Origin of the sequence: Streptomyces sp. NPDC058145 (genome assembly GCF_042884245.1) — a bacterium.
Classification (GTDB): Bacteria; Actinomycetota; Actinomycetes; order Streptomycetales; family Streptomycetaceae; genus Streptomyces.
This window is the reverse complement of the sequence record NZ_JBHVUH010000012.1, coordinates 298,560-318,888: the sequence shown is the minus strand read 5'-3', so window position 1 is coordinate 318,888 and position 20,329 is coordinate 298,560. Positions and strand designations below refer to the sequence as shown.

The following is a 20,329-nucleotide window of genomic DNA, read 5'->3' as shown; positions in this document are numbered from 1 at the left end:
GCGGCCCTTGAACCGCTCTTGGACTCGCGGAAGTTGACACCCGTACGGCCTTGTCGTCCGCGTCCCCACGGGCCCTCTCGCGAGGCAGCCGGCGCCGTTCTCCGGCGGTCGCGGACCATCCTTGACCGCCGTCGCGGCCGGGTCCTACCGTGAACGAAATTGACGACGGGAGTAATGGTCCATGCGAGCTGACGGAGTAAAAACGCATGACGTGGTCGGAATAGGTTTCGGACCCTCCAATCTGTCGCTCGCGACCGCTCTCGACGAACTCGGCGGGGAATCCGGTGGCCCAGCGATCGACGCGGTTTTCCTGGAGAAACAACCGGCGCTCGGCTGGCACCGGGGAATGCTGCTCCCGGGTGCGAAGATGCAGATCTCGTTCCTCAAGGACCTGGTCACCTTCCGCAATCCCGCGTCGCCGTACAGCTTCGTCTCCTATCTGCACGCGAAGGGCCGGCTGGCCGCCTACGCCAACCGCAACGAGTTCTTCCCGAGCCGCCGGGAGTTCCACGACTACCTCGAATGGGTCGAGGCCAGGTTCACCAAATACGTGACCTACGACTCCGAGGTCGTCTCGGTGCAGCCGCTGCGCGACGACCGGGGCCACGTGGACCAGCTACGGCTGCACGTCCGGGAGACCGGCTCCGCGGACGCCACCCGGGTCGTGCAGGCCCGGAACATCGTCGTCTCCACCGGCCTGGTGGCCCGGATGCCGGACGGTATCGGTCACGGCCCCGGGGTGTGGCACAGCTCCGAGTACCTCACCAGGTTCCAGACGCTGGACGCCGCCCGGGTGCGCAGCGTGGCGGTCGTCGGCGCCGGGCAGAGCGCCGCGGAGATCGCCCGGCACGTCTACGACAACCTCCCCGACGCCGACGTCTACGCGATCCTCTCCCCGCTGGGCTACACCGTCGCCGACAACACCCCCCTCGCCAACCAGGTCTTCGACCCGGCCTCCGTGGACGACTTCTACTTCTCCTCCGACCGGGCCAAGGACGCCGTCTGGCACTACCACCGCAACACCAACTACTCCGTCGTCGACGACGAGTTGATCCGGGACCTCTACGAGCGCCAGTACGCCGACGAACTCGGCCGCAGCACCCGGCTGACGTTCCTGAACCTCAGCCGCGCCCAGTCCGCCGAGACCGTCCACGGCCGCACCCGGGTCGCCGTCCAGTCACTGCGCTCGGGCGAGGTGGACCACCTGGACGTCGACCTTCTGGTGTGCGCCACCGGATACGACCCGATGGACCCCGCCGCCATGCTCGGTGAACTCGCCGGTCTCTGCCTGCGCGACGAGCAGGGGCGGCTGCGGCTCGACCGCGACTACCGCGTGGCGACGAGCCCCGAACTGCGCTGCGGCGTCTACCTCCAGGGCGGCTCCGAGCACACCCACGGCCTGTCGTCCTCGCTGCTGTCCAACATCGCCGTCCGCAGCGGCGAGATCGCCAACTCCCTGGCCCGCTACTGCGCCACGTCCGCGGCCGAGGCGGACGCCGACGTCGCGGCCGGCCGCACCGACCTGTCCGGCGTGAAGGTGGTCTGATGCTGATCCCCCCGATGTACCGGCCGCGCCGGGCGAGCGACGTCGTCGCAACCGTCCGCCGCAACCCGCTCGCCCTCCTCGTCTCGGGCGGCGGCCGGACACCGTACGCCACCCACGCGCCGATCGTCGTCGAGCGGCTCGCCGACGCACCCGGAGCGGAACAGCCGCTGGCCGGAGCCACCCTGCTGGGCCACATGAACAGGATGAACGACCACTGGCAGGCGCTCCAGGACGGCGCCGACGTCCTGGCCGTGTTCCAGGGGCCGCACGCCTACGTCTCCCCGGCCGCCTACGACAAACGCCCGGCGGCCCCGACCTGGAACTTCATCACCGTGCACCTGCGCGGACGGCTCGAGCCGATCGCGACCGGCGAGGCGACCCTCGACGTCGTCACCGCCACGGTGCGGGAACTGGAGAAGGTCGCCGGCACCGGCTGGGACATGACCGGCTCGCTCGACTACTTCCGGAAGATCCAGCCCGGGGTCCGCGCCTTCCGGGTGCGCGTCGAGTCGGTCGAGGCCATGTTCAAGCTCAGCCAGGAGCACACCCCCGAGGTCCGCCGCTCGATACGCGACCACCTGTCGGCGAACGGCACCGGACTGAGCCGGGAGCTGTCGCAGGCCATGTGGGACGAGGAGTTCGCGGCCGACGACCCGGGCCGCGCCGGGGCCGGCGAGCCGGTGGGAGCGGCCGACCGATGACGGACCAGCGCACACCGTACGGCGGACCTCCCGCCACCCTGGGCGCCTTCGTCCGCTCGCTCCCCGGCACCGGCTCGGCCGTGCTGATCGACGACCTGAGCGCCGACCCCGTCGACGCCGAAGCGCTCGCCGGGCACATCGCCGCCCTCTGCGGCACGCTGCGCGCCGCGGGCGTCGGACCCGGCGCGACCATCGCGGTCCGCGTCGGCCACGACGCCGGGTCGGTCGTGGCCCTGCTGGCGGCAGCCGCCTATGGCGTGGCCGTCCTCGCCGCGGCGGACGCACCGGAGCTGCCCGCCGGACCGTTCGACATCGCCGCCCTGCTCACCACCGTCCCGGCGGCCGGGGACGACGTACCTGTCACCGTCGACGTGTCCGACCTGACGGCGCTCAAGCCCGGCGACATCGACGCGGTGCCGGACCGCACGCCGCTGGACCCGGCCCTGCTGCTGTGCACCTCCGGCACCACCGGCGACCCCAAGTGGGTGCGGCTGTCCCAGCGGAACCTGGTCGCGGCGGGCACCTTCATCGCCGGATCGCTGGCGCTGACCCCGGCCGACCGCGGACTGTCGGTGATGCCGCTGCACCACGGGCACGGCATCACCGCCGGAGTGCTCGCACCGCTGCTCAGCGGCGGCGAGTTCGTCATCGTCGACTCCAAGGACCTGACGTTCCTCCAGGAGGCGCTGCGCTGCGGCATCACCTGGTACTCGGCCGCGCCCACCCTGCACCGGTCCATGCTCGTCGCCCGGCGCTCCTGGCCGGACTGGTTCGACGGCTTCCGCCCCCGGGTGATCCGCTCCACCTCCGAGGCCCTGCCCGCCCCCGACAAGGCCGCCCTCGAAGCCGGGTTCGCGGCGCCCGTGATCGAGGCCTACGCGCTGACCGAGGTCCCCGGACACGTCTGCACCCAGACCTACGGCACCGGCACCGAACCCGGCTGGATGCCCCCGCAGACCGGGGTCGAGGTGCAGACCGTCGACGCGGACGGGCGGCCCACCGAACCGGGCGTACAGGGCCGGATCCGGGTGCGCGGACCGAACGTGATGCTCGGATACGTCGGCCACGAACCGGTGCCGCCCGGCGACTGGTACCCGACCAGCGACATCGGCGTGCGCCGCCCCGACGGCACGCTGGCCGTGCTCGGCCGCGACTCCGACGCCATCAAGCGCGGCGGCGAGACCGTCGTACCGTCGGTCGTGGAGTCCCTGGTCGAACAGCACCCCGACATCGAGCGGGCCCGCGTCTGCGGCATGCCCGACGACAGCCTCGGCGAGCGGATCTGCGTGGCGGTGATCAGCTGGCGCGGACCGTCCGCGGCCGATCCGCTCCTGCGTGAACTGCGCACCATGCTGCCGACCAACCTGACCCCGTCCCAGCTCCGGGTCGTCGAGGAGTTCCCCGGCAGCACCGGCGGCAAGATCAGACGGAGCGAGCTGCGTCCGCTGTTCGCGGAGTAGGCCATGGCCCCACCGAGCCCGCAGCCCGGCCCGGCGCGCACCGCGCCGGGCTCGCTCGCCGACACCACCCGCGAGGTGCTGCGCCTGGCCGCCGGGTACGGCGATCCCGCCCGGCGCCCCACGGTGCTCGTGCTCAGCGACGGCTCGTCCGTCCTGAGCCGGGGAGACCTCGGCGCCCGCGCGGTGCGCCCCGTCCTGGAACGCAAGTGCGCCGTGCTGGAACGCGCCACCGGGATGAACACCCTCCCGCTCGCGCTCGCCCGCGCCGAACCCGCCGCGTACGCGGACGCCCTGCGCCTGCTGCGGCCGAACTACGACGCGATCCTCCTCGCCGACATCGCCGCCCCGCACTGCTTCGAACTGCAGCGGCTGCTCGCCGACCCGCACATCGGCTGCCCCGTCCTCCACGACGACCAGCACGGCACCGCCGTCATGACCGCAGCCGCCGTACGCGCAGCGGTCGCCCGGTCCGGCCGCACCCTGGGCGAGCTGTGCGCCGTGGTCGTCGGCGCCGGCGCCGCCGGAACCACCACCGCCCGGCTGCTGCACCACCTGGGCACCGGCGAGGTACGCGTGGTCGACTCCACGGGCCTGCTGCACCCCGGCCGCGCCCGCCTCACACCGGACAAGGCGGAGCTGGCCGCGCTGACCAACCCGGGCGGGCTGCGCGGCCCGCTGGGCACGGCGCTGGACGGCGCCGATGTGTGCGTGGGCCTCTCCGGCGCCCCGATCGCGTCCGAGGACCTGGCGCGGATGAACCCCAAGCCGGTCGTCGTCCCGCTGTCCTATCCTGACGTCGAGGTGCGGTACGAGGACGCCGTAGCCCTCGGCGCGACCTATCTGCCCGCTCTGGAGAACGACTTGAGCAACAACCTGGCCACGCCCGGTCTGCTGCTGGCCGCCTGCCGGCTGGGACTGCGGCAGCCGTCGATGCGCGACCTGGCGACCGCCGCCGGGTGCCTGGTGTCGCTGTCGGCGGCCCGGCCGGACGCCCCGCCCGACGCCCCGCCGCTGTCCGGCGCGGACCTCGGGCGGACGGCGCGGGCGATCGCGCGCGCCATCGCCGACGACCGCGCCCCTTCCGCGTCTTTTCCCGAAAGGTGAGTACGTGACGATGTCCGCGCAGGACCTGTGGTTCCGCCGCTACCATCCGGCGCACGCCCCGCGGGCCACGCTGTTCTGCTTCCCGCACGCCGGTGGCTCGGCCAGCTACTACCACCCGATGTCCAAGGCCCTGGCGGCCGAGTTCGACGTCCTGGCCGTGCAGTACCCGGGGCGCCAGGACCGCTACGGAGAGCCGCTGGTGCCCAGCGTCGACGCCCTGGCCGACGCGATCCACACGGTGATCACACCGCACATGCGCGGACCGGTCGCGTTCTTCGGGCACAGCATGGGCTCGGCCGTCGCGTTCGAGGTGGCGCGCCGCCTGGAGAGCGCCGGCCACCCCACCCCCGCGCTGCTGTTCGCCTCCGGCGGCCGGGCCCCGAGCCGGGTCCACGACGACGGCGTGCACCGGCGGGGCGACGCCGGCATCATCGCCGAAATGCGCGCCATGGGCGGCACGGACGCCCGGGTGCTCATGGAACCGGACCTGCTGGAGCTGGTGCTTCCCCCACTCCGCAACGACTACCTGGCCATCGAGAGCTACCGCCGGGAGGCGGACGCCCGCATCGGCGTCCCGATCGAGGTCATGACCGCCACCGACGATCCCCGGACCACCGTCGAGGAGGCGCGGGCCTGGCACGGGCACACGACCGCCGGCGGCTCCGTCCACCTGTTCCAGGGCGGCCACTTCTACCTGGAGAGCCAGGGAGCACGGGTCGTCGAGGTGATCGGCGGCACCCTGCGGGACCACCTGGCCGGCCGGTACCGCCCCGAAGTACCCGCCGGACAGGATGTGTTGGACCACCCCTAAGGGGCTGGTGCCGCCCGGTCCGGCGGCACTAGACATGGGCGCCATGACAGCGACGGCCAAGGTGCCCAGCACCAAGGGACGGGTGCCCTTCCGCGACCACGCCACCTGGTACCGGATGACCGGCAGGCCGGGCGGCGGGCGCCCGGCCCTGGTCGTCGTGCACGGCGGCCCCGGCAGCACCCACGACTACCTGCGGAACCTGGCCGGGATCGCCGTGGGCGGCTGGCCCGTGGTGCACTACGACCAGCTCGGCAACGGCGGCTCCACCCATCTGCCGGACCAGCCGCCCGAGTTCTGGACCCCGGAGCTGTTCCTCGACGAACTCGACAACCTGCTGACCCGCCTCGGGATCGCCGACGACTACGTGCTGCTCGGCCAGTCCTGGGGCGGCATGCTCGCCGCCTGGCACGCCGCCGGACGCCCGCCGGGACTGCGCGGCCTGATCGTGGCCGACGCGCCCGCCTCCTACCCGACCTGGCGCAGCGAGATGGAGACCCTGCGCGCCGCGCTGCCCGAGGGCGTCGACGAGGTGCTGCGCGCCCACGAGGCCGCCGGCACCACCGGCTCCGTCGAGTACACCGAGGCGATGCGCGTCTTCTACCGCAGGCACGTCTGCCGGCTCGACCCGTGGCCCCGCGACTACGAGGCCTCGTTCATGGAGATCGTGAACGACCCGACCGTCTACACCGCGATGAACGGCCCCAGCGAGTTCCATGTCATCGGCTCGCTGCGCGACGTGTCGATCGAGCACCTCCTGCCCTCGGTCGACGTGCCCACCCTGGTCCTGTCCGGCCGGTACGACGAGGCGACCGAGGCGGTGGTCCGGCCGTACCGCGAACTCGTCCCGGGCGCCCGGCACGTCGTCTTCGAGGAGTCCAGCCACCTGCCCCATCTGGAGGAGCCGGAGCGGTTCTTCCGAGTGCTCGCCGAGTTCCTCCTCGGCCTGGAGAAGGGATGACCGGCATGGATGCCGAACGGACCGGCACCGCCGCGGTGTTCCCCGGCATGAACCCGGTGCGCTACGCCGACCTCGCCCGGTTCCTGGTGGTCAACCCGGTGGCCCGCCGACTGCTCGCCGAGGCCGACCACCGGCTCGGCCACTCGGTGCTCGACGGTCTGGAGAGCGCGGAGGGCGACTACAGCGAGCACGCCCAGGTGGCCTTCATGGTCACCTGCGTCGCGCTCGCCGAGTGGGCGCGCACCGAGCTGGGCGTCGAGCCGGACGCCGTCGCCGGGCCCAGCTTCGGCGGCAAACCCCTGACGGCGTTCAGCGGATCGCTGCCGTTCGAGGACGCCGTATGGATGACCGCGGAACTCGCCCGGTGCATGGACGAGTTCTTCACCACCCAGTGCCAGGACGTCGTCACCCACTCGTTCGTCCGGATCACCGCCGGACAACTGGAGGAGATCCGGACCGAGCTGGACGCGGCCGGACAGTGGAGCGACATCGCCTGCCACCTGGACCGCACCATGTTCATGCTGTCGCTGCGGGAACGGAACCTGGAGTGGCTGGACAAGAAGATCCGCAGCCTCGGCGGCATGTCGCTCTACACCATGCGCCCGCCGCTGCACTCGGCGTCCTTCGCCGGACTGCGCCGCATGGCCGAGGACCGGGTGCTCGGCGGGCTGGCGTTCGCCGACCCGGCGCTCCCGGTCGTCGCGGACCAGGACGGCGCCGTACTGCGCACCGGGGACGGCGTCCGCGCGATGCTGCTGGACTCCGTCGTCCGGCCGGTCCACTGGCCCACCGCCGTGGACGCGCTGCGCGCACTGGGCGTCGGACGGGTCTGCGTGTGCGGGCCGGACGGTCTGTTCGGGCGCCTCGCCTGCACCCGGGAGAACTTCGAGGTGATCGCCGTCGACCCGAGACTGGCGCTGCGGCCCCCGAACCGGCGCTGACCGCGGCGCCGGCCCGGGATCAGGCGGAGGCGGGGGAGTCGAGGGACGCGGACAGCGTCTCCCACAGCACCGCCGGCGTGCGGAAGCTGTCCAGGCTCAGCGCCTCCTCCCGGAACCGGACCTGGAACCGGCTCTCCAGGGCGCCGAGCAGCTCCACGGTGGCCAGCGAGTCCAGACCGTAGTCGCGCAGCAGGGCGTCCGGCCGCAACGGCTCGTCGTCCGGCAGATACGGCAGGAACTGGCGGACCGTCTCCTCGAACTCTTCTCGCATGTCAACTCCAGGCTGGTCGGGCGCTCTCGGCGCGCTGTCGGCTGCCGCTGCACGCTAGCCCGGCCGGCCCGTGCCTGCCGACCCCTACCCTCGCCGGCTGCGGCCGGCCGACCCGACGGAGGACCGCGATGAACCGACCGGCACCGCGCGGCCTGTACGCGCGCTTCCTGCGCGGCCTCGACCGCTCCCCCGAGGGGACCGCCATCCGGACGGCCGGCCAGCGGATCACCTACCGGCAGGCCCACGAACAGGCCCTGCTGTGGGCCGGGACCCTGACCGGGCGGTCGGCGCGCACGATCGGCGTGCTCGCCGGGAAGAGCCCCACCGCCTACACCGGCGTGCTGGCCGCGCTCTGCGCCGGAGCGGCCGTCGTCCCGATGCGTCCCGACTTCCCCGCGGCCCGCAACAGCCGCATGCTCACCGCCTCCGGGGCCACGGCCCTCATCGTCGACGAGGAGGGCGCGAAGACCCTGGGCGCGCTGGCCGAGGCGGGTGGCAGCGCCCTGGCCGGCCTGCACGTCCTCGCCCCGGACGGCGGACCGGACGACCCGGCGCCCTTCCCGGTACTGGAGGCCGACCCCGCACACGCACTCCACGAACCACGTGAGGTCGCTCCCGAGGACACCGCGTTCATCCTCTTCACCTCCGGCTCCACCGGCCGCCCCAAGGGCGTCGTGGTCACCCACGGAAACACCGACCACTACTTCCGGCTGCTGGACGAGCGCTACGACTTCACGCCCGACGACACGTTCTCGCAGGCCTTCGACCTGAACTTCGACTGCGCGCTGTTCGACCTGTTCTGCGCCTGGGGCGCGGGCGCCACGGCCCTCGCGATCCCGCCCGCCGCCTACCGGGACCTGCCCGGCTTCCTCGCCGAACACGGTGTCACCGTCTGGTTCTCCACACCGAGCGCCATCGACCTGGTGCGCAGGATGGGCGGCCTGACCCCCGGCGCCCTGCCCGGCCTGCGCTGGAGCTTCTTCGCCGGGGAGGCCTTCCGGTGCCGGGACGCCCACGACTGGCAGGCGGCGGCGCCCGGATCGGCCGTCGAGAACCTGTACGGGCCCACCGAACTGACCGTCACGATCGCCGCCCACCGCTGGGCGGGCCCGGACTCCGAGGCCGTGGCCGTCAACGGCATCGTGCCCATCGGCCCGGTGCACGAAGGCCACCGGCACCTCCTGCTCGGCGACGACGGCCGGCCGGCGTTGGAGGAAGGGGAACTGCTCGTCGCCGGGCCCCAGTTGACCCGTGGCTATCTCGACCCCGGCGACGAGGAGGGCCGGTTCCCGCACCTGGACGGCACCCGCTGGTACCGCACCGGCGACCGGATCCGGCGGACCGGCGACGGACAGCTCGCCTATCTGGGCCGGCTCGACTCACAGGTCCAGGTGGCCGGCTGGCGCATCGAACTCGGCGAGGTGGAGCACGCGTTGCGCGAGGTGGGCCTGCCCGACGCGGTGGCGGTCGGGGCCGAGGGGCCGGCCGGCACTGTCCTGGTCGCCTTCTACACCGGACCCGCGGTCGCCACCGCCGACCTCGTCGGCCGGCTGCGGCGGCTGCTGCCCGACGGCGCCGTTCCCCGGCGCTTCCACCACCTGGACGAACTCCCGCTGAACGCCAACCGCAAGACCGACCGCACGACCCTCGCCACCTGGGCCTCGCAGCTTCTCCCCGGGCCGGGCCGATAGGGGTTCTTAGGGGGTGTGTCCGGCCGAATCGCCACGCTAGCTTCGGGCCGACCCGACACGCGTGGCGCGAGAGGCGGACATGGAACCCTTTGACCCTTCCCCGCGCGGCCCCCTCGTGCACACCCTGCTGGACGACGCGGCGGCCGAACGGCCCGACGCCCGCGCGGTGCGGGACGCGCGGGGCGGATGGACGTACCGCGAGACCGCCCGCCACAGCCACGCCGTCGCCGCCTGGCTGCGCGGCGCGGGCGTCGGCCCGGGGGACCGCGTGCTGGTGCAGTGGCCCACCGACCGCCGGCTGGTCGCCCTGCTGCACGGCGTCAGCCGCGCCGGTGCCGTCCTGGTCCCGGTCAACCCCGACACCCGCCCGTACCAGCTGCGGGCCGTCGTCGACAGCGCCGAGCCCCGTCTCGTCCTCACCGCCGGCGAACGCGACGTGGTGTGGAAGGAGATCGAGGACCTGCTCGACGCCGGCCCGGTGCCGGAACCCGAGGGCGTCACACCGGACGACCTCGCCTTCCTCGTCTACACCTCCGGCAGCACCTCGGTACCCAAGGGCGTGATCGAGCCGCACGCGCAGGTCGTGTTCGCCACCCGCGCGCTGGTCGCGGAACTCGGCTACCGGCCCGACGACGTCGTCCTGTGCCGGTTCCCGGTCTCCTGGGACTACGGCCTGTACAAGGTCCTCATGTGCGCCGCCGCCCGCTGCGAGATCGTCCTGGCCGGCGAGGAGTCGGACCTGACCCTGCTGCGCCGGATGCGCGAGGTCGGCGCCACCGTCTTACCCATCGTCCCCTCCTTCGCCACCATGATCGGCAAGCTCGCCGACCGCGAGCCCGAGCCGGCCGGCGGCAACCGGGTCCGGCTGTTCACCAACACCGGCGCCGCACTGCCGCCGTCGACCGCCGACCGGCTGCGCGAGGCGTTCCCAGGCGCCGTCGTGGTGCGCCAGTACGGGCAGACCGAGTGCAAGCGCATCTCCGTCATGCCGCCCGCCGAGGAGCACGAGCGGCCCGACTCGGTCGGCCGCCCGATCCGCGGCACCCGGGTGCTGATCGTCGACCCCGACGGCACCGAGGTGCCCACCGGGGAACCGGGCGAGATCGTCGCCACCGGACCGCACGTCATGCCCGGCTACTGGCGGGCACCGGAGATCAGCGCCCGCACCTTCCGCACCGACCCCGCCACCGGCGCCACAAGGCTCCACACGGGCGACTACGGACGGGTCGACGAGGACGGCTACCTGTACTTCCACGGCCGGGTCGACGACATGTTCAAACGCAAGGGCATCCGGATGAGCACCCTGGAGATCGAGGCCGCGGCGATGGACGTCCCTGGAGTGCGCGCCGCCGGCGTCGTCCCGCCCTCCGCCGGCCGCGACCTCGCCATCTGCGTCGAGACCGACCTCGCCCCGCACACCGTGCTGCGCGAACTCGCCCAACGTCTCGAGCCGTTGAAGGTGCCCTCGCTGTGCCACGTGGTCGACGCGTTCCCGCTCACCGCGCACGGCAAGAACGCGACCAAGGAACTGGCCGCGCTGCTGGACGGGGTCTTCGCGGACCGCGCCCGGCCGGGCTCCGGCGAGGCCGCCTCCCGATGACCGGCGCCATCACCGCGGCCGCCGGCAGGCCGGCCGAACCCCGGGACACCACGGGAGGCACCCCCGTCGTCGTGGTCAGCAGCCTGGCCTCGGACGCCCACACCTGGAACCTGGTCTTCCTGCAACTCCTCATCGAGGAGAACGGGTTCGACGTGGTGAACCTCGGACCGTGCGTACCGGACGACCTGTTGGTCGCCGAGTGCCGCGCCCGGCGCGCCGCGATGGTGGTGATCAGCAGCGTCAACGGACACGGCTACCAGGACGGGATGCGGGCCATCGCCCGGCTGCGGGCCTGTCCAGAACTGGCCGGGGTGCCCATCGTCATCGGGGGCAAGCTCGGAGTTTCCGCACACGGCCGCGCCGAGCGCGCCGAGGCCCTGCTCGCCGCCGGCTACGACGCCGTCTACGACGACACCGGCGGCACCGAGTCGTTCCGCGGCCTCCTCGCCTCGCTCACGGCGGTCACGGCGTGAGCTTCGGCGCGTTCGTCCGCCGGCACGCCGCGGCGGGCGAGCTGGTCGTACAGCCGCGCGCCGGTTTCGGCGACCCGGCCAGGATGCGGGCCTGCCTGGCCGCCGTGCGGGAGGCCCGCGCGACGACCGCCGGCACGATCACCCTCGACAGCTACACCCGCCTCGGCGACCTGGAATCCGCCGGCCGGGCCCTGCGCGAGGGCAACCCGCTCAACGGCTACCCGCTGCTCAACCACAGCACCGCCACCACCACCGCGATGCTCGACGGCCTCACCGGCCCGGACTTCCCCGTCCAGGTACGGCACGGCTCGGCGAAGCCGCTGGGCATCGTCCGCGGCATGATCCGGGCCGGGCTGCACGCCACCGAGGGCGGCCCCGTGTCGTACTGCCTGCCCTACGGCCGCACCCCGCTCGCCGAGTCCGTCCGGGAGTGGGCCGCCTCCTGCGAAGTACTGGCCGCCGCCGGGGAGTCGGGCACCGAGCCGCAGCTGGAGACCTTCGGCGGCTGCCTGATGGGGCAACTGTGCCCGCCCGGACTGCTGGTCGCCGTCAGCGTCCTGGAAGCGGTGTTCTTCCGCGCCCACGGCCTGCGTTCGCTGTCGGTCAGCTACGCGCAGCAGACCAGCACCGCGCAGGACGAGGAGGCCGTCCGCGCGCTGCGCCGGCTGTGCGCCGAACTGCTTCCTGACACCGACTGGCACGTCGTCGTCTACGCCTACATGGGGATGTATCCGCAGACCCCCGGCGGCGCCCGCGAACTGCTCGCCGAGGCAGCCCGCCTGGCGGTCGCCACCGGCAGCGAACGGCTCATCGTCAAGACGGTCGCCGAGGCGCACCGCCTGCCGACGGTCGCCGAGAACGTCGACGCCCTCGAACTCGCCGCCCGGGCCGCCGCCGAGGCCCGGCGCGCCGGCCCGGCGGCCGCGACGGCCGGCGACGGCGGCGAGACCTACCAGGAAGCGCGGGCCCTGATCGACGCGGTGCTCGACTGCGCGCCCGGCATCGGCGACGCCCTGGTCACCGCCTTCGGACGCGGGCTGCTCGACATCCCGTTCTGCCTGCACCCCGACAACGCGGGCCGCGCCCGCAGCTACCTGGCCGCCGACGGCCGCCTGCGCTGGTCCGACATCGGCTCCATGCCGCTGACCGGCGTCGTCGGCCCCCGGCCCGGCGGCGACCGGCTGACGGCGCGGGACCTCATGGCCGCGCTCTCCCACGTCCAGCGGACGTTCGACGGAAAGGCGCTGGAGGGGCCCGACGCCCCCTCCGCCCTGACCTCCGGCTCCCGACCGAGCCCCGACCACCTGGTGAGGATGACGAAGGAATGACCGAGACCGCCTCCACCGAGCAACTCGTCGGGGCCCTGCGCCGTTCCGTGCTCGACAACGAACTGCTGCGCCGGGAGAACGAGCGACTGACCGCCGCCGTGTCCGAACCCGTCGCGGTCGTCGGCATGGCCTGCCGCTACCCGGGCGGCGTCACCTCCCCGGACGGCCTGTGGGACCTGGTCGCGTCGGGCACGGACGCCATCGGGACGTTCCCCGTCGACCGCGGCTGGGACCGGGAGGCGCTGTACTCGCCGGTGCCGGGCACACCCGGGACCACGTACTCCTGCGACGGCGGATTCCTCTACGACGCCGCCGACTTCGACGCGGACTTCTTCGGCATCTCCCCGCGCGAGGCACTCGGCATGGACCCCCAGCAGCGGCTGCTGCTCGAGACCTCCTGGGAGGCGCTGGAACGGGCCCGGATCGTCCCGGCGTCCCTGCGCGGCAGCCGCACCGGTGTGTACGCCGGGGTGATGTACCACGACTACGGCCCCGGCAGCAGCGACGGCAGCCTCGTCTCCGGGCGCGTCGCCTACACGCTGGGCCTGGAGGGCCCCGCGCTGTCGCTGGACACCGCCTGCTCGTCCTCGCTGGTGGCCCTCCACCTGGCGACCCAGGGCCTGCGCCGCGGGGACTGCTCACTGGCGCTGGTCGGCGGGGTCACCGTGATGACCGAGCCGGACATGTTTGTCTACTTCAGCGGCGAGCGCGGACTGTCCTCCGACGGCCGCTGCAAGGCGTTCTCCGCCCGGGCCGACGGCGTCGGCTGCGCGGAGGGCGCCGGCGTACTGGTGCTGGAGCGGCTCTCGGACGCGGTGCGCGCCGGGCGCCGGGTGCTCGCGGTGATCCGCGGCTCCGCGGTCAACCAGGACGGCGCCTCCAGCGGGCTCACGGCCCCCAACGGCCCCGCGCAGCAGCGTGTCATCGCCGCCGCCCTCGCCGACGCCCGCCTGACCCCGGGTGACGTGGACGCGGTCGAGGGCCACGGCACCGGCACCAGACTGGGCGACCCGATCGAGGCACAGGCGCTGCTGGCCGCCTACGGCAGGGGCCGGGACGCCGCACAGCCACTCTGGCTGGGATCGGTGAAGTCCAACATCGGGCACACCCAGGCCGCGGCCGGCGTGGCCGGGGTGATCAAGATGGTCCAGGCGCTGCGGCACCAGGTGCTGCCCCGCTCGCTGTACGCGGACGACCCCACGCCCGAGGTGGACTGGACGTCCGGCGCGGTACGGCTGCTGGCCGACGCGGTGCCGTGGCCGCGCGGCGGGCGCCCGCGCCGGTTCGGGGTGTCCTCGTTCGGGATCAGCGGCACCAACGCGCATGTCCTGGTGGAGGAGCCGCCGGGGGACGATGCGGACCCCGACGTTTTCGAGGGTGGTGCCCCGAGCGGCCGGGCCGCCGACCCCGGTCCGGCGGACGACGTGTCGGCGTGGCTGGTGTCGGGGCGTTCGGCGGCGGCCCTGGCGGGCCAGGCAAGGGCGCTGGCGGACTGGGTGCGGGAGCGTCCGGGGTTCCCCGCGGCGGCCGGGGCGCGCGCCCTCGCCGCCACCCGGTCGGTGTTCGAGCACCGGGCGGTGGTCTCCGCCCGGTCCGCCGGTGAACTGCTCGCCGGTCTCGACGCGTTGGCCGAGGGGCGGGACGCCCCGGGTGTCGTGTCCGGGCGCGCCGGGGCGGCCCGGCCGGCGTTCGTGTTCTCCGGACAGGGCTCGCAGCACCCCGGCATGGGAGCGGGGCTCGCCGCCCGGTACCCGGTGTTCGCGGATGCCTACGCCCAGGTCTGCGCCGCCTTCGACGGGCTGCTGCCCCGGCCGCTGGCGGACGTCGTGGCCTCCGGTGACGAACTGAACGAGACGGTCTTCACCCAGCCGGCGCTGTTCGCCCTGCACACCGCCCTGGCCCGGCTCCTGGAGTCGTTCGGCGTCACCCCGGCCGCGGTGGCCGGGCACTCCATCGGCGAGCTGTCCGCCGCCCATGTCGCCGGCGCCCTCGGGCTGGCGGACGCCGCCCGGCTGGTCGCGGCCCGCGCCCGGGTCATGCAGGTCCTGCCGCCCGGCGGCGCGATGGCGTCGGTCGCCGCGGACCGGGAGACGGTCGCGGCCGTGCTCGCCGGCGGCACCGTCCGACTCGGCGGCGGAGGCGTGGTGGGCCCGGGATTCCCAGGGGTCGACATCGCCGCGGTGAACTCGCCGCGTCACACCACCCTTTCGGGCGCCGCCCAAGCCGTCACGGCGGCCGTGGCGTTCCTGTCCGCACACGGGGTGCGCACCTCGACGCTGCCGGTGTCCCACGCGTTCCACTCCCGGCTGATGGACCCGGCCCTGCCCGCCCTGGCCGAGGCGGCCGCCGCCGTCGCATGGCAGGCACCGGCGATCCCGGTCGTGTCCACCCTCACCGGACTCGCCCTCACCACGGCGGAGTTGGCGGATCCCGGACACTGGACCCGCCATGCCCGTGAGGCCGTCGACTTCCCCGCCGCCCTGACGACGCTCACCGGCACCCACCGTGCCACCGCGCTCGTGGAGCTGGGCCCCGACCGCACCCTGACCACGCTGGCCGGGCACTTCCTCGACGCCGCCCCGGACCTCCACGTCACCGCGATCCCGGTGCTCCACCCCGCACAGGACGAGACCGAGACCCTGACCACGGCCCTGGCCCGCCTGCACGTCGCCGGTGCCGCCGTCGGCTGGCTCCACGCCCTGCCCGGGACCGGCGAGCCGGACGGCGCGGACCCGGCCCTGCCTACCTACGCCTTCCAGCGCCGGCGTCACTGGCTCGGTACGGCGCCCGCCCGCACCGCCGGACTGGACGCCACCGGGCATCCGCTCCTGCCCGCCGTCACCACCCTCGCCGCCGACGGCACCCTGCTGCTCACCGGCACGCTCACCCCGCACGCCATCCCCTGGCTCACCCACCACTCCGTCAACGGCGAGCCGCTGCTGCCGGGCGCCGCGCTGGTGGAGCTGGCCCTCCACGCCGCGGGCCACACCGACACCCCGTACCTGCGCGAACTGACCGTGCACACCCCCCTCACCCTCACCGAGGGCCGCCCCGTCGCCCTGCAGGTCCACACCGGTACGCCCGACCGCGACACCGGCGAGCGCGCCCTGCGCGTGTTCTCCCGCCGTGCGGCCGACGGCCCGTGGACCAGGCACGCCGAGGGTGTGCTCGCGCAGGGGCCCGTGCCCGGTTTCGCGGACGTCGAGGTCCACGCGCCGGGGAACTGGCCGCCCTCCGGCGCCCGGAGCGTCGATGTGAGCGACGCCTACACCGAGTTGGCCGGTCAGGGACTCGGCTACGGTCCCTCGTTCCAGGGCCTGCGGGCCGCGTGGCGCCTCGGCGACGACGTGTTCGCCGAAGTCGCCCTGCCGGACGGCGTGGACGCCACCGGGTACGGCATCCACCCGGCGCTGCTCGACGCCGCCCTGCACGCCGCCGCCCTCGTGGACGACGATGCCCGGCCCGGACACCCGCTGATCCCGTTCTCCTGGGACGAGGTGGTGCTGCACACGCCCGGCGCGACCACACTGCGCGTCCGGGTGCGCCGCACCGGAGCCGGCACGTCGGCGATCACCTGCACCGACGGCCTGGGCACGCCGGTGTTCTCCACCGGGACCCTGGTGGCCCGGCCGGCGCAGGCGCGGGCGGGCGGCCCGGCCCCCGTGGCGAACCAGAACCTGCTGGAGGTGTCCTGGGTGCCGGTGACGGCGCCCGACGCCGTGGCCTCGACCCCGTTCGGCCGGGCGGTCGTGGGCCCGTCGGTACCGGCGTTCGCCGGGCCGGCCGAGGTTCCGGCGTACCCGACGCTCGCCGCCCTGGCGGACGCGCTGACCGGGGGCGCGGCGGAGCCCGACGTCGTCATCGTCCCGTGTCCGGCGGACGGCGCGACCGCCGATCTGCCACCCGCCGATCTGCCACCCGCCGATCTGCCGGCCGCCGTCCATGAGGCGGCGCACGGCATGCTCGGCATCGTCCAGGCGCGGATCGCCGACGAGCGCCTCGCGGGGTCGCGCGTCGCGGTCGTCACGCGGGGCGCGGTGGCCGTCGCCGACGGAGAGGCGCCGAGCGATCTGGTCGGGAGCGCGCTGTGGGGGCTGGTGCGCAGTGCGGAGGCGGAGAGCCCCGGGACCTTCGTCCTCGTCGACATCGACGAGCCGGTGGACGCGGCGGTGTTCGACGCCGCGCTGGCCACGGGCGAACCCCAGGTCGCCGTGCGCGCCGGCCGGCTGCTCGTCCCCCGGCTCGCGCGTCCCACGGCCCTGGTCGCGCCGCCCGGCACCGAGCACTGGCGGGTCGCGGCGTCCTCGGCGGACGCGGCCGAGCGGGCGGCCCTGGTCGCCGCCCCGGAGACGGCGCTCCCACTGGAGCCGGGGCAGGTGCGGATCGGGGTACGGGCGGCGGGACTCGACGCGCCCGATGCCTCGGTGGGCGCGGGATTCGTCGAGGAAGTGGGGCCCGGGGTGACACGACTCGCTCCCGGCGACCGGGTCCTCGCGCCGCTGCCCGGCGGCGCGGGGCCTGTCGCGGTCGCCGACCAGGGGCTGGTGGCCCGGCTGCCGGGGGAGTGGTCGTTCCCCGAGGCGGCGGCGCTGCCCGCGGACCGGGTCCGCGCCCTGGCCGGTGACCCCGGGCAGCTCTTCGAGGGCGGTGGCCCCGAGCCGACGGCCCCGTATCTGGGGGACCTCGCACGAGCCGCCGACGCGCTGCGGGCCGAGGGGACGGGGAAGCCCGTGCTGCACGTCCCCCGGCGGTTCGGCCCGGACGACACGGTCCTGGTCACCGGCGGTACCGGAACGCTCGGCGGACACGTCGCACGGCACCTGGTGACCGCGCACGGCGCACGCCGGCTGATCCTCGCCGGCCGTCGTGGGCCCGACGCGCCGGGCGCGGCCGAGATCGTCGGCCGGCTCTCCGCCCTCGGCGCCGAGGCGCGGGTGCTGGCCTGCGACGTCGCCGATCCGGACGACCTCGCCGCGCTGCTGCTCTCCATCCCGGCCGGACAGCGACTCGCGGGCGTGGTGCACCTCGCCGGGGTGACCGACGACGGCGTCGTCGCGGCGCTGACCCCGCGGCGGATGGACACGGTCCTGCGTCCCAAGGCCGACGCCGCCTGGCATCTGCACCAGCAGACCCGCGGCCTCGACCTCGACATGTTCGTGCTCTTCTCCTCCGGCGGCGGCACGCTCGGCGCCCCCGGCCAGGCCAACTACTCCTGCGCCAACGCCTTCCTCGACGGCCTGGCCGCCCACCGCCGCGGCCTGGGACTGCCCGCCCAGTCGCTGGCCTGGGGCCTGTGGACCGGCCAGGGCATGGCCGGGCGGATGTCCTCCACCGACGTCGCCCGCATGGCAGGCTCGGGCGTCGGCGGGCTCTCCGTCGACGAGGGCCTGGAGCTGTTCGACCTGGCCGTTGCCGTCGGCGGGCCCCAACTGCTGCCGTTCCGGCTGGACCTGGCGGCCCTGGGCCGGCCGGACGCCGACGTGCAGCCGATGTTCCGCGCGCTGGCCGGCCCACCCCGCCGGACCACCTCGGCCGGCGCCACGGCCACCGATGACGCCGCCGCCCGCCTCCGCGAACGCCTCGCCGGACTCGATGCCCGGGAGGCGGAGCGGGCGCTCGCCGAACTCGTCCAGGCCCATGTGGCCGCCGTCCTCGGACACGGCTCGCCGACGGCCGTCGGGCTCGACCGGCCCTTCAAGGACGCCGGGTTCGACTCCCTGACCAGCATCGAACTGCGCAACCGGCTGGCCACCGCCACCGGACTGCGGCTGCCCGCCACCCTGGTCTTCGACCACCCGAGCACCGCCGACGTCGCCGCCTACCTGCGGAGCCGACTGCGGCCCGACACCGGGCCGGAGCGGGAGCCGGACGGCGACGAGACCTGGCTGCGCGACCTGTTCACCCGCATACCCCTGCAACGGCTCCGCTCCAGCGGCCTGCTGGACACCCTCATGGGCCTGGCCGGAGTAGCGGGGGCCGATCGCCTCCTGGTGGTGGACGACGCCGACATCGACGAGATGGACGCCGCCGAGCTCATCGACATGCTGATGATCGACGACGACTGACCGGCCCCTAGGCACCCCTATCCGGGCGCTCACCGCGGGTCCGCGGCCGACCGGTAGGGGTACCACGGCTTTTCGCCGCCGACCAGGATTCCCCCATGCCACGAGCCCGTGACGAAGTGCTCCACGCTCGGTTGGCCGCTGAGTACGGGACTCCGCTGTACGTCTACGACCTCGACGACGTCGCCGAAGCGAAGGCGGACCTGTTCTCGTCGCTGCCCGAGGGCGTGGACCTCTACTACGCGTTGAAAGCCAACCCGCACCCCGACATCGTCCGGACCCTCGGCGAGGACGGGCCCGGAGCACCGGGCTGCGGCACGGAGATCAGCTCCACCGGTGAGCTGGCCGCCGTCCTCGCGGCCGGGCTGTCCGCGGCCGGCTGCCTGTACACCGGCCCCGGCAAGACGGCACGCGAACTCGACGAGGCGATCCGGCTCGGCGTGCGGCTGTTCTCCACCGACTCCGTGACCGACGTCCGCCGGCTCGACTCGGTGGCCGCGCGGCGCGGGGTCCGGGTCGAGACCCTGCTGCGCGTCAACGCCGCCTCGGCGGGCGCGACCACCAGCATCCGGATGACCGGTACGCCGTCGCAGTTCGGCTTCGACAGCGAGGACCTCCCCGGGACGCTCGCCGAACTGCGCGCCGACGCCGCCGACTCGGGCGGCCTCCGCGCGGTGGACATCACCGGGATGCACTTCTTCCCGCTGAGCAACACCACCGACGAGGACAACCTGATCGGCGAGTTCCGCAACACCCTCGCCACGGCAGCCGAGTTGAGCCGCGTGCACGAACTGCCGCTCCGGTACCTCGACATCGGCGGCGGATTCAGCGTTCCCTACGGCGTCCCCGGCGGCCGTACCCGCTACCCGAAGCTGCGCACGGAGCTGGAGGCGGCGCTGGACGTGGAGTTCCCGCACTGGCGGGACGGCTCCCCGCGCATCGCCTTCGAGAGCGGCCGCTACCTGGCCGGCGGTTCCGGCACGCTGCTGGCCACCGTCACCAACGTCAAGGTCAGCCGCGGCCGCAAGTTCGTGATCACCGACGTCGGCATCAACACCTTCGGCGGCATGTCCGGACTCGGCCGGCTGCTGCCGGTCGCGGTCGAACCGGCCGGACCCGGCGAACCGGTCGAACGCGCCTCGCTCGTCGGCCCGTTGTGCACACCGGGCGATGTGCTCGGCCGGGAGATCGAGCTGCCCGAGCTGGCCCCCGGCGATCTGCTGGCGATCCCCAACGCCGGGGCGTACGGCCCCACGGCCAGCCTGCTGATGTTCCTCGGGCGGCCCGCGCCGACCGAGGTCACCGTCCGCGACGGCGCCGTCGTCTCGGCCTCGCGGCTCGTGCACAGCCGTTCGCCGCGATGACTGACCGAACCGAAAGCGA

The 20,329-nt window shown here is 74.2% G+C and carries 13 protein-coding genes and 1 pseudogene; 13 read left to right on the top strand and 1 reads right to left on the bottom strand.

From position 1 onward, the window contains the following. The first annotated feature begins 211 nt into the window (after positions 1 to 211). From ACFVVO_RS27500 to ACFVVO_RS27470, 7 genes are read left to right on the top strand one after another with little or no spacing between them, the layout of a single operon-like run. A complete protein-coding gene (locus ACFVVO_RS27500; protein WP_390058268.1) occupies positions 212 to 1,546 on the top strand; it encodes a lysine N(6)-hydroxylase/L-ornithine N(5)-oxygenase family protein in 1,335 nt (444 codons plus the stop codon). Further along, complete coding sequence (locus ACFVVO_RS27495) at positions 1,546 to 2,247, top strand: FMN-binding negative transcriptional regulator (RefSeq protein ID WP_390058266.1); 702 nt, start codon at positions 1,546 to 1,548, stop codon at positions 2,245 to 2,247. Before ACFVVO_RS27500 ends, ACFVVO_RS27495 begins: the two co-directional genes overlap by 1 nt. Next, positions 2,244 to 3,707 (top strand): class I adenylate-forming enzyme family protein, encoded by a 1,464-nt coding sequence (locus ACFVVO_RS27490; protein WP_390058265.1) that lies wholly within the window; start codon positions 2,244 to 2,246, stop codon positions 3,705 to 3,707. Before ACFVVO_RS27495 ends, ACFVVO_RS27490 begins: the two co-directional genes overlap by 4 nt. A gap of 3 nt (positions 3,708 to 3,710) precedes the next feature. Beyond that, on the top strand, positions 3,711 to 4,811 hold the full coding sequence (locus tag ACFVVO_RS27485) for a malic enzyme-like NAD(P)-binding protein (protein WP_390058263.1): 1,101 nt from the start codon (positions 3,711 to 3,713) through the stop codon (positions 4,809 to 4,811). A 10-nt stretch (positions 4,812 to 4,821) separates the two neighbouring features. Next, the gene (locus ACFVVO_RS27480) at positions 4,822 to 5,622 is read left to right on the top strand and encodes a thioesterase II family protein (protein ID WP_390058292.1); all 801 of its coding nucleotides are present in this window, start codon (positions 4,822 to 4,824) and stop codon (positions 5,620 to 5,622) included. Positions 5,623 to 5,665: 43 nt separating this feature from the next. Next, positions 5,666 to 6,580 (top strand): proline iminopeptidase-family hydrolase, encoded by a 915-nt coding sequence (locus tag ACFVVO_RS27475; protein ID WP_390058262.1) that lies wholly within the window; start codon positions 5,666 to 5,668, stop codon positions 6,578 to 6,580. Beyond that, positions 6,577 to 7,521 carry an ACP S-malonyltransferase gene (locus tag ACFVVO_RS27470; RefSeq protein WP_390058261.1) on the top strand — a complete coding sequence of 315 codons (945 nt, stop codon included), beginning with the start codon at positions 6,577 to 6,579 and terminating at the stop codon, positions 7,519 to 7,521. Before ACFVVO_RS27475 ends, ACFVVO_RS27470 begins: the two co-directional genes overlap by 4 nt. Positions 7,522 to 7,540: 19 nt before the next feature. On the opposite strand, the gene ACFVVO_RS27465 is transcribed toward ACFVVO_RS27470, so the two are convergent. Continuing rightward, a complete protein-coding gene (locus tag ACFVVO_RS27465) occupies positions 7,541 to 7,792 on the bottom strand; it encodes an acyl carrier protein (RefSeq protein ID WP_390058260.1) in 252 nt (83 codons plus the stop codon). Between the two features lie 128 nt (positions 7,793 to 7,920). Between ACFVVO_RS27465 and ACFVVO_RS27460 the strand changes: the two genes are divergently transcribed. The 6 genes and pseudogenes from ACFVVO_RS27460 to ACFVVO_RS27435 all read left to right on the top strand — a co-directional run bounded on the left by ACFVVO_RS27460 (position 7,921) and on the right by ACFVVO_RS27435 (position 20,310). Next, entirely contained in the window at positions 7,921 to 9,483 is a 1,563-nt protein-coding gene (locus ACFVVO_RS27460) for an AMP-binding protein (protein ID WP_390058259.1), read from the top strand. Positions 9,484 to 9,562: 79 nt separating this feature from the next. Continuing rightward, on the top strand, positions 9,563 to 11,083 hold the full coding sequence (locus tag ACFVVO_RS27455; protein ID WP_390058258.1) for a class I adenylate-forming enzyme family protein: 1,521 nt from the start codon (positions 9,563 to 9,565) through the stop codon (positions 11,081 to 11,083). Beyond that, the gene (locus ACFVVO_RS27450; protein ID WP_390058257.1) at positions 11,080 to 11,556 is read left to right on the top strand and encodes a cobalamin B12-binding domain-containing protein; all 477 of its coding nucleotides are present in this window, start codon (positions 11,080 to 11,082) and stop codon (positions 11,554 to 11,556) included. The genes ACFVVO_RS27455 and ACFVVO_RS27450 overlap by 4 nt, the downstream gene beginning before the upstream one ends. After that, positions 11,553 to 12,884: a methylaspartate mutase gene (locus ACFVVO_RS27445; protein WP_390058256.1), complete on the top strand. Its 1,332-nt coding sequence runs from the start codon at positions 11,553 to 11,555 to the stop codon at positions 12,882 to 12,884. The genes ACFVVO_RS27450 and ACFVVO_RS27445 overlap by 4 nt, the downstream gene beginning before the upstream one ends. A 35-nt stretch (positions 12,885 to 12,919) precedes the next feature. Then, positions 12,920 to 18,949, top strand: a pseudogene (locus ACFVVO_RS27440) (type I polyketide synthase); the annotation flags it as partial. A gap of 95 nt (positions 18,950 to 19,044) precedes the next feature. Beyond that, on the top strand, positions 19,045 to 20,310 hold the full coding sequence (locus tag ACFVVO_RS27435) for a type III PLP-dependent enzyme (RefSeq protein WP_390058255.1): 1,266 nt from the start codon (positions 19,045 to 19,047) through the stop codon (positions 20,308 to 20,310). Positions 20,311 to 20,329: the final 19 nt, after the last annotated feature.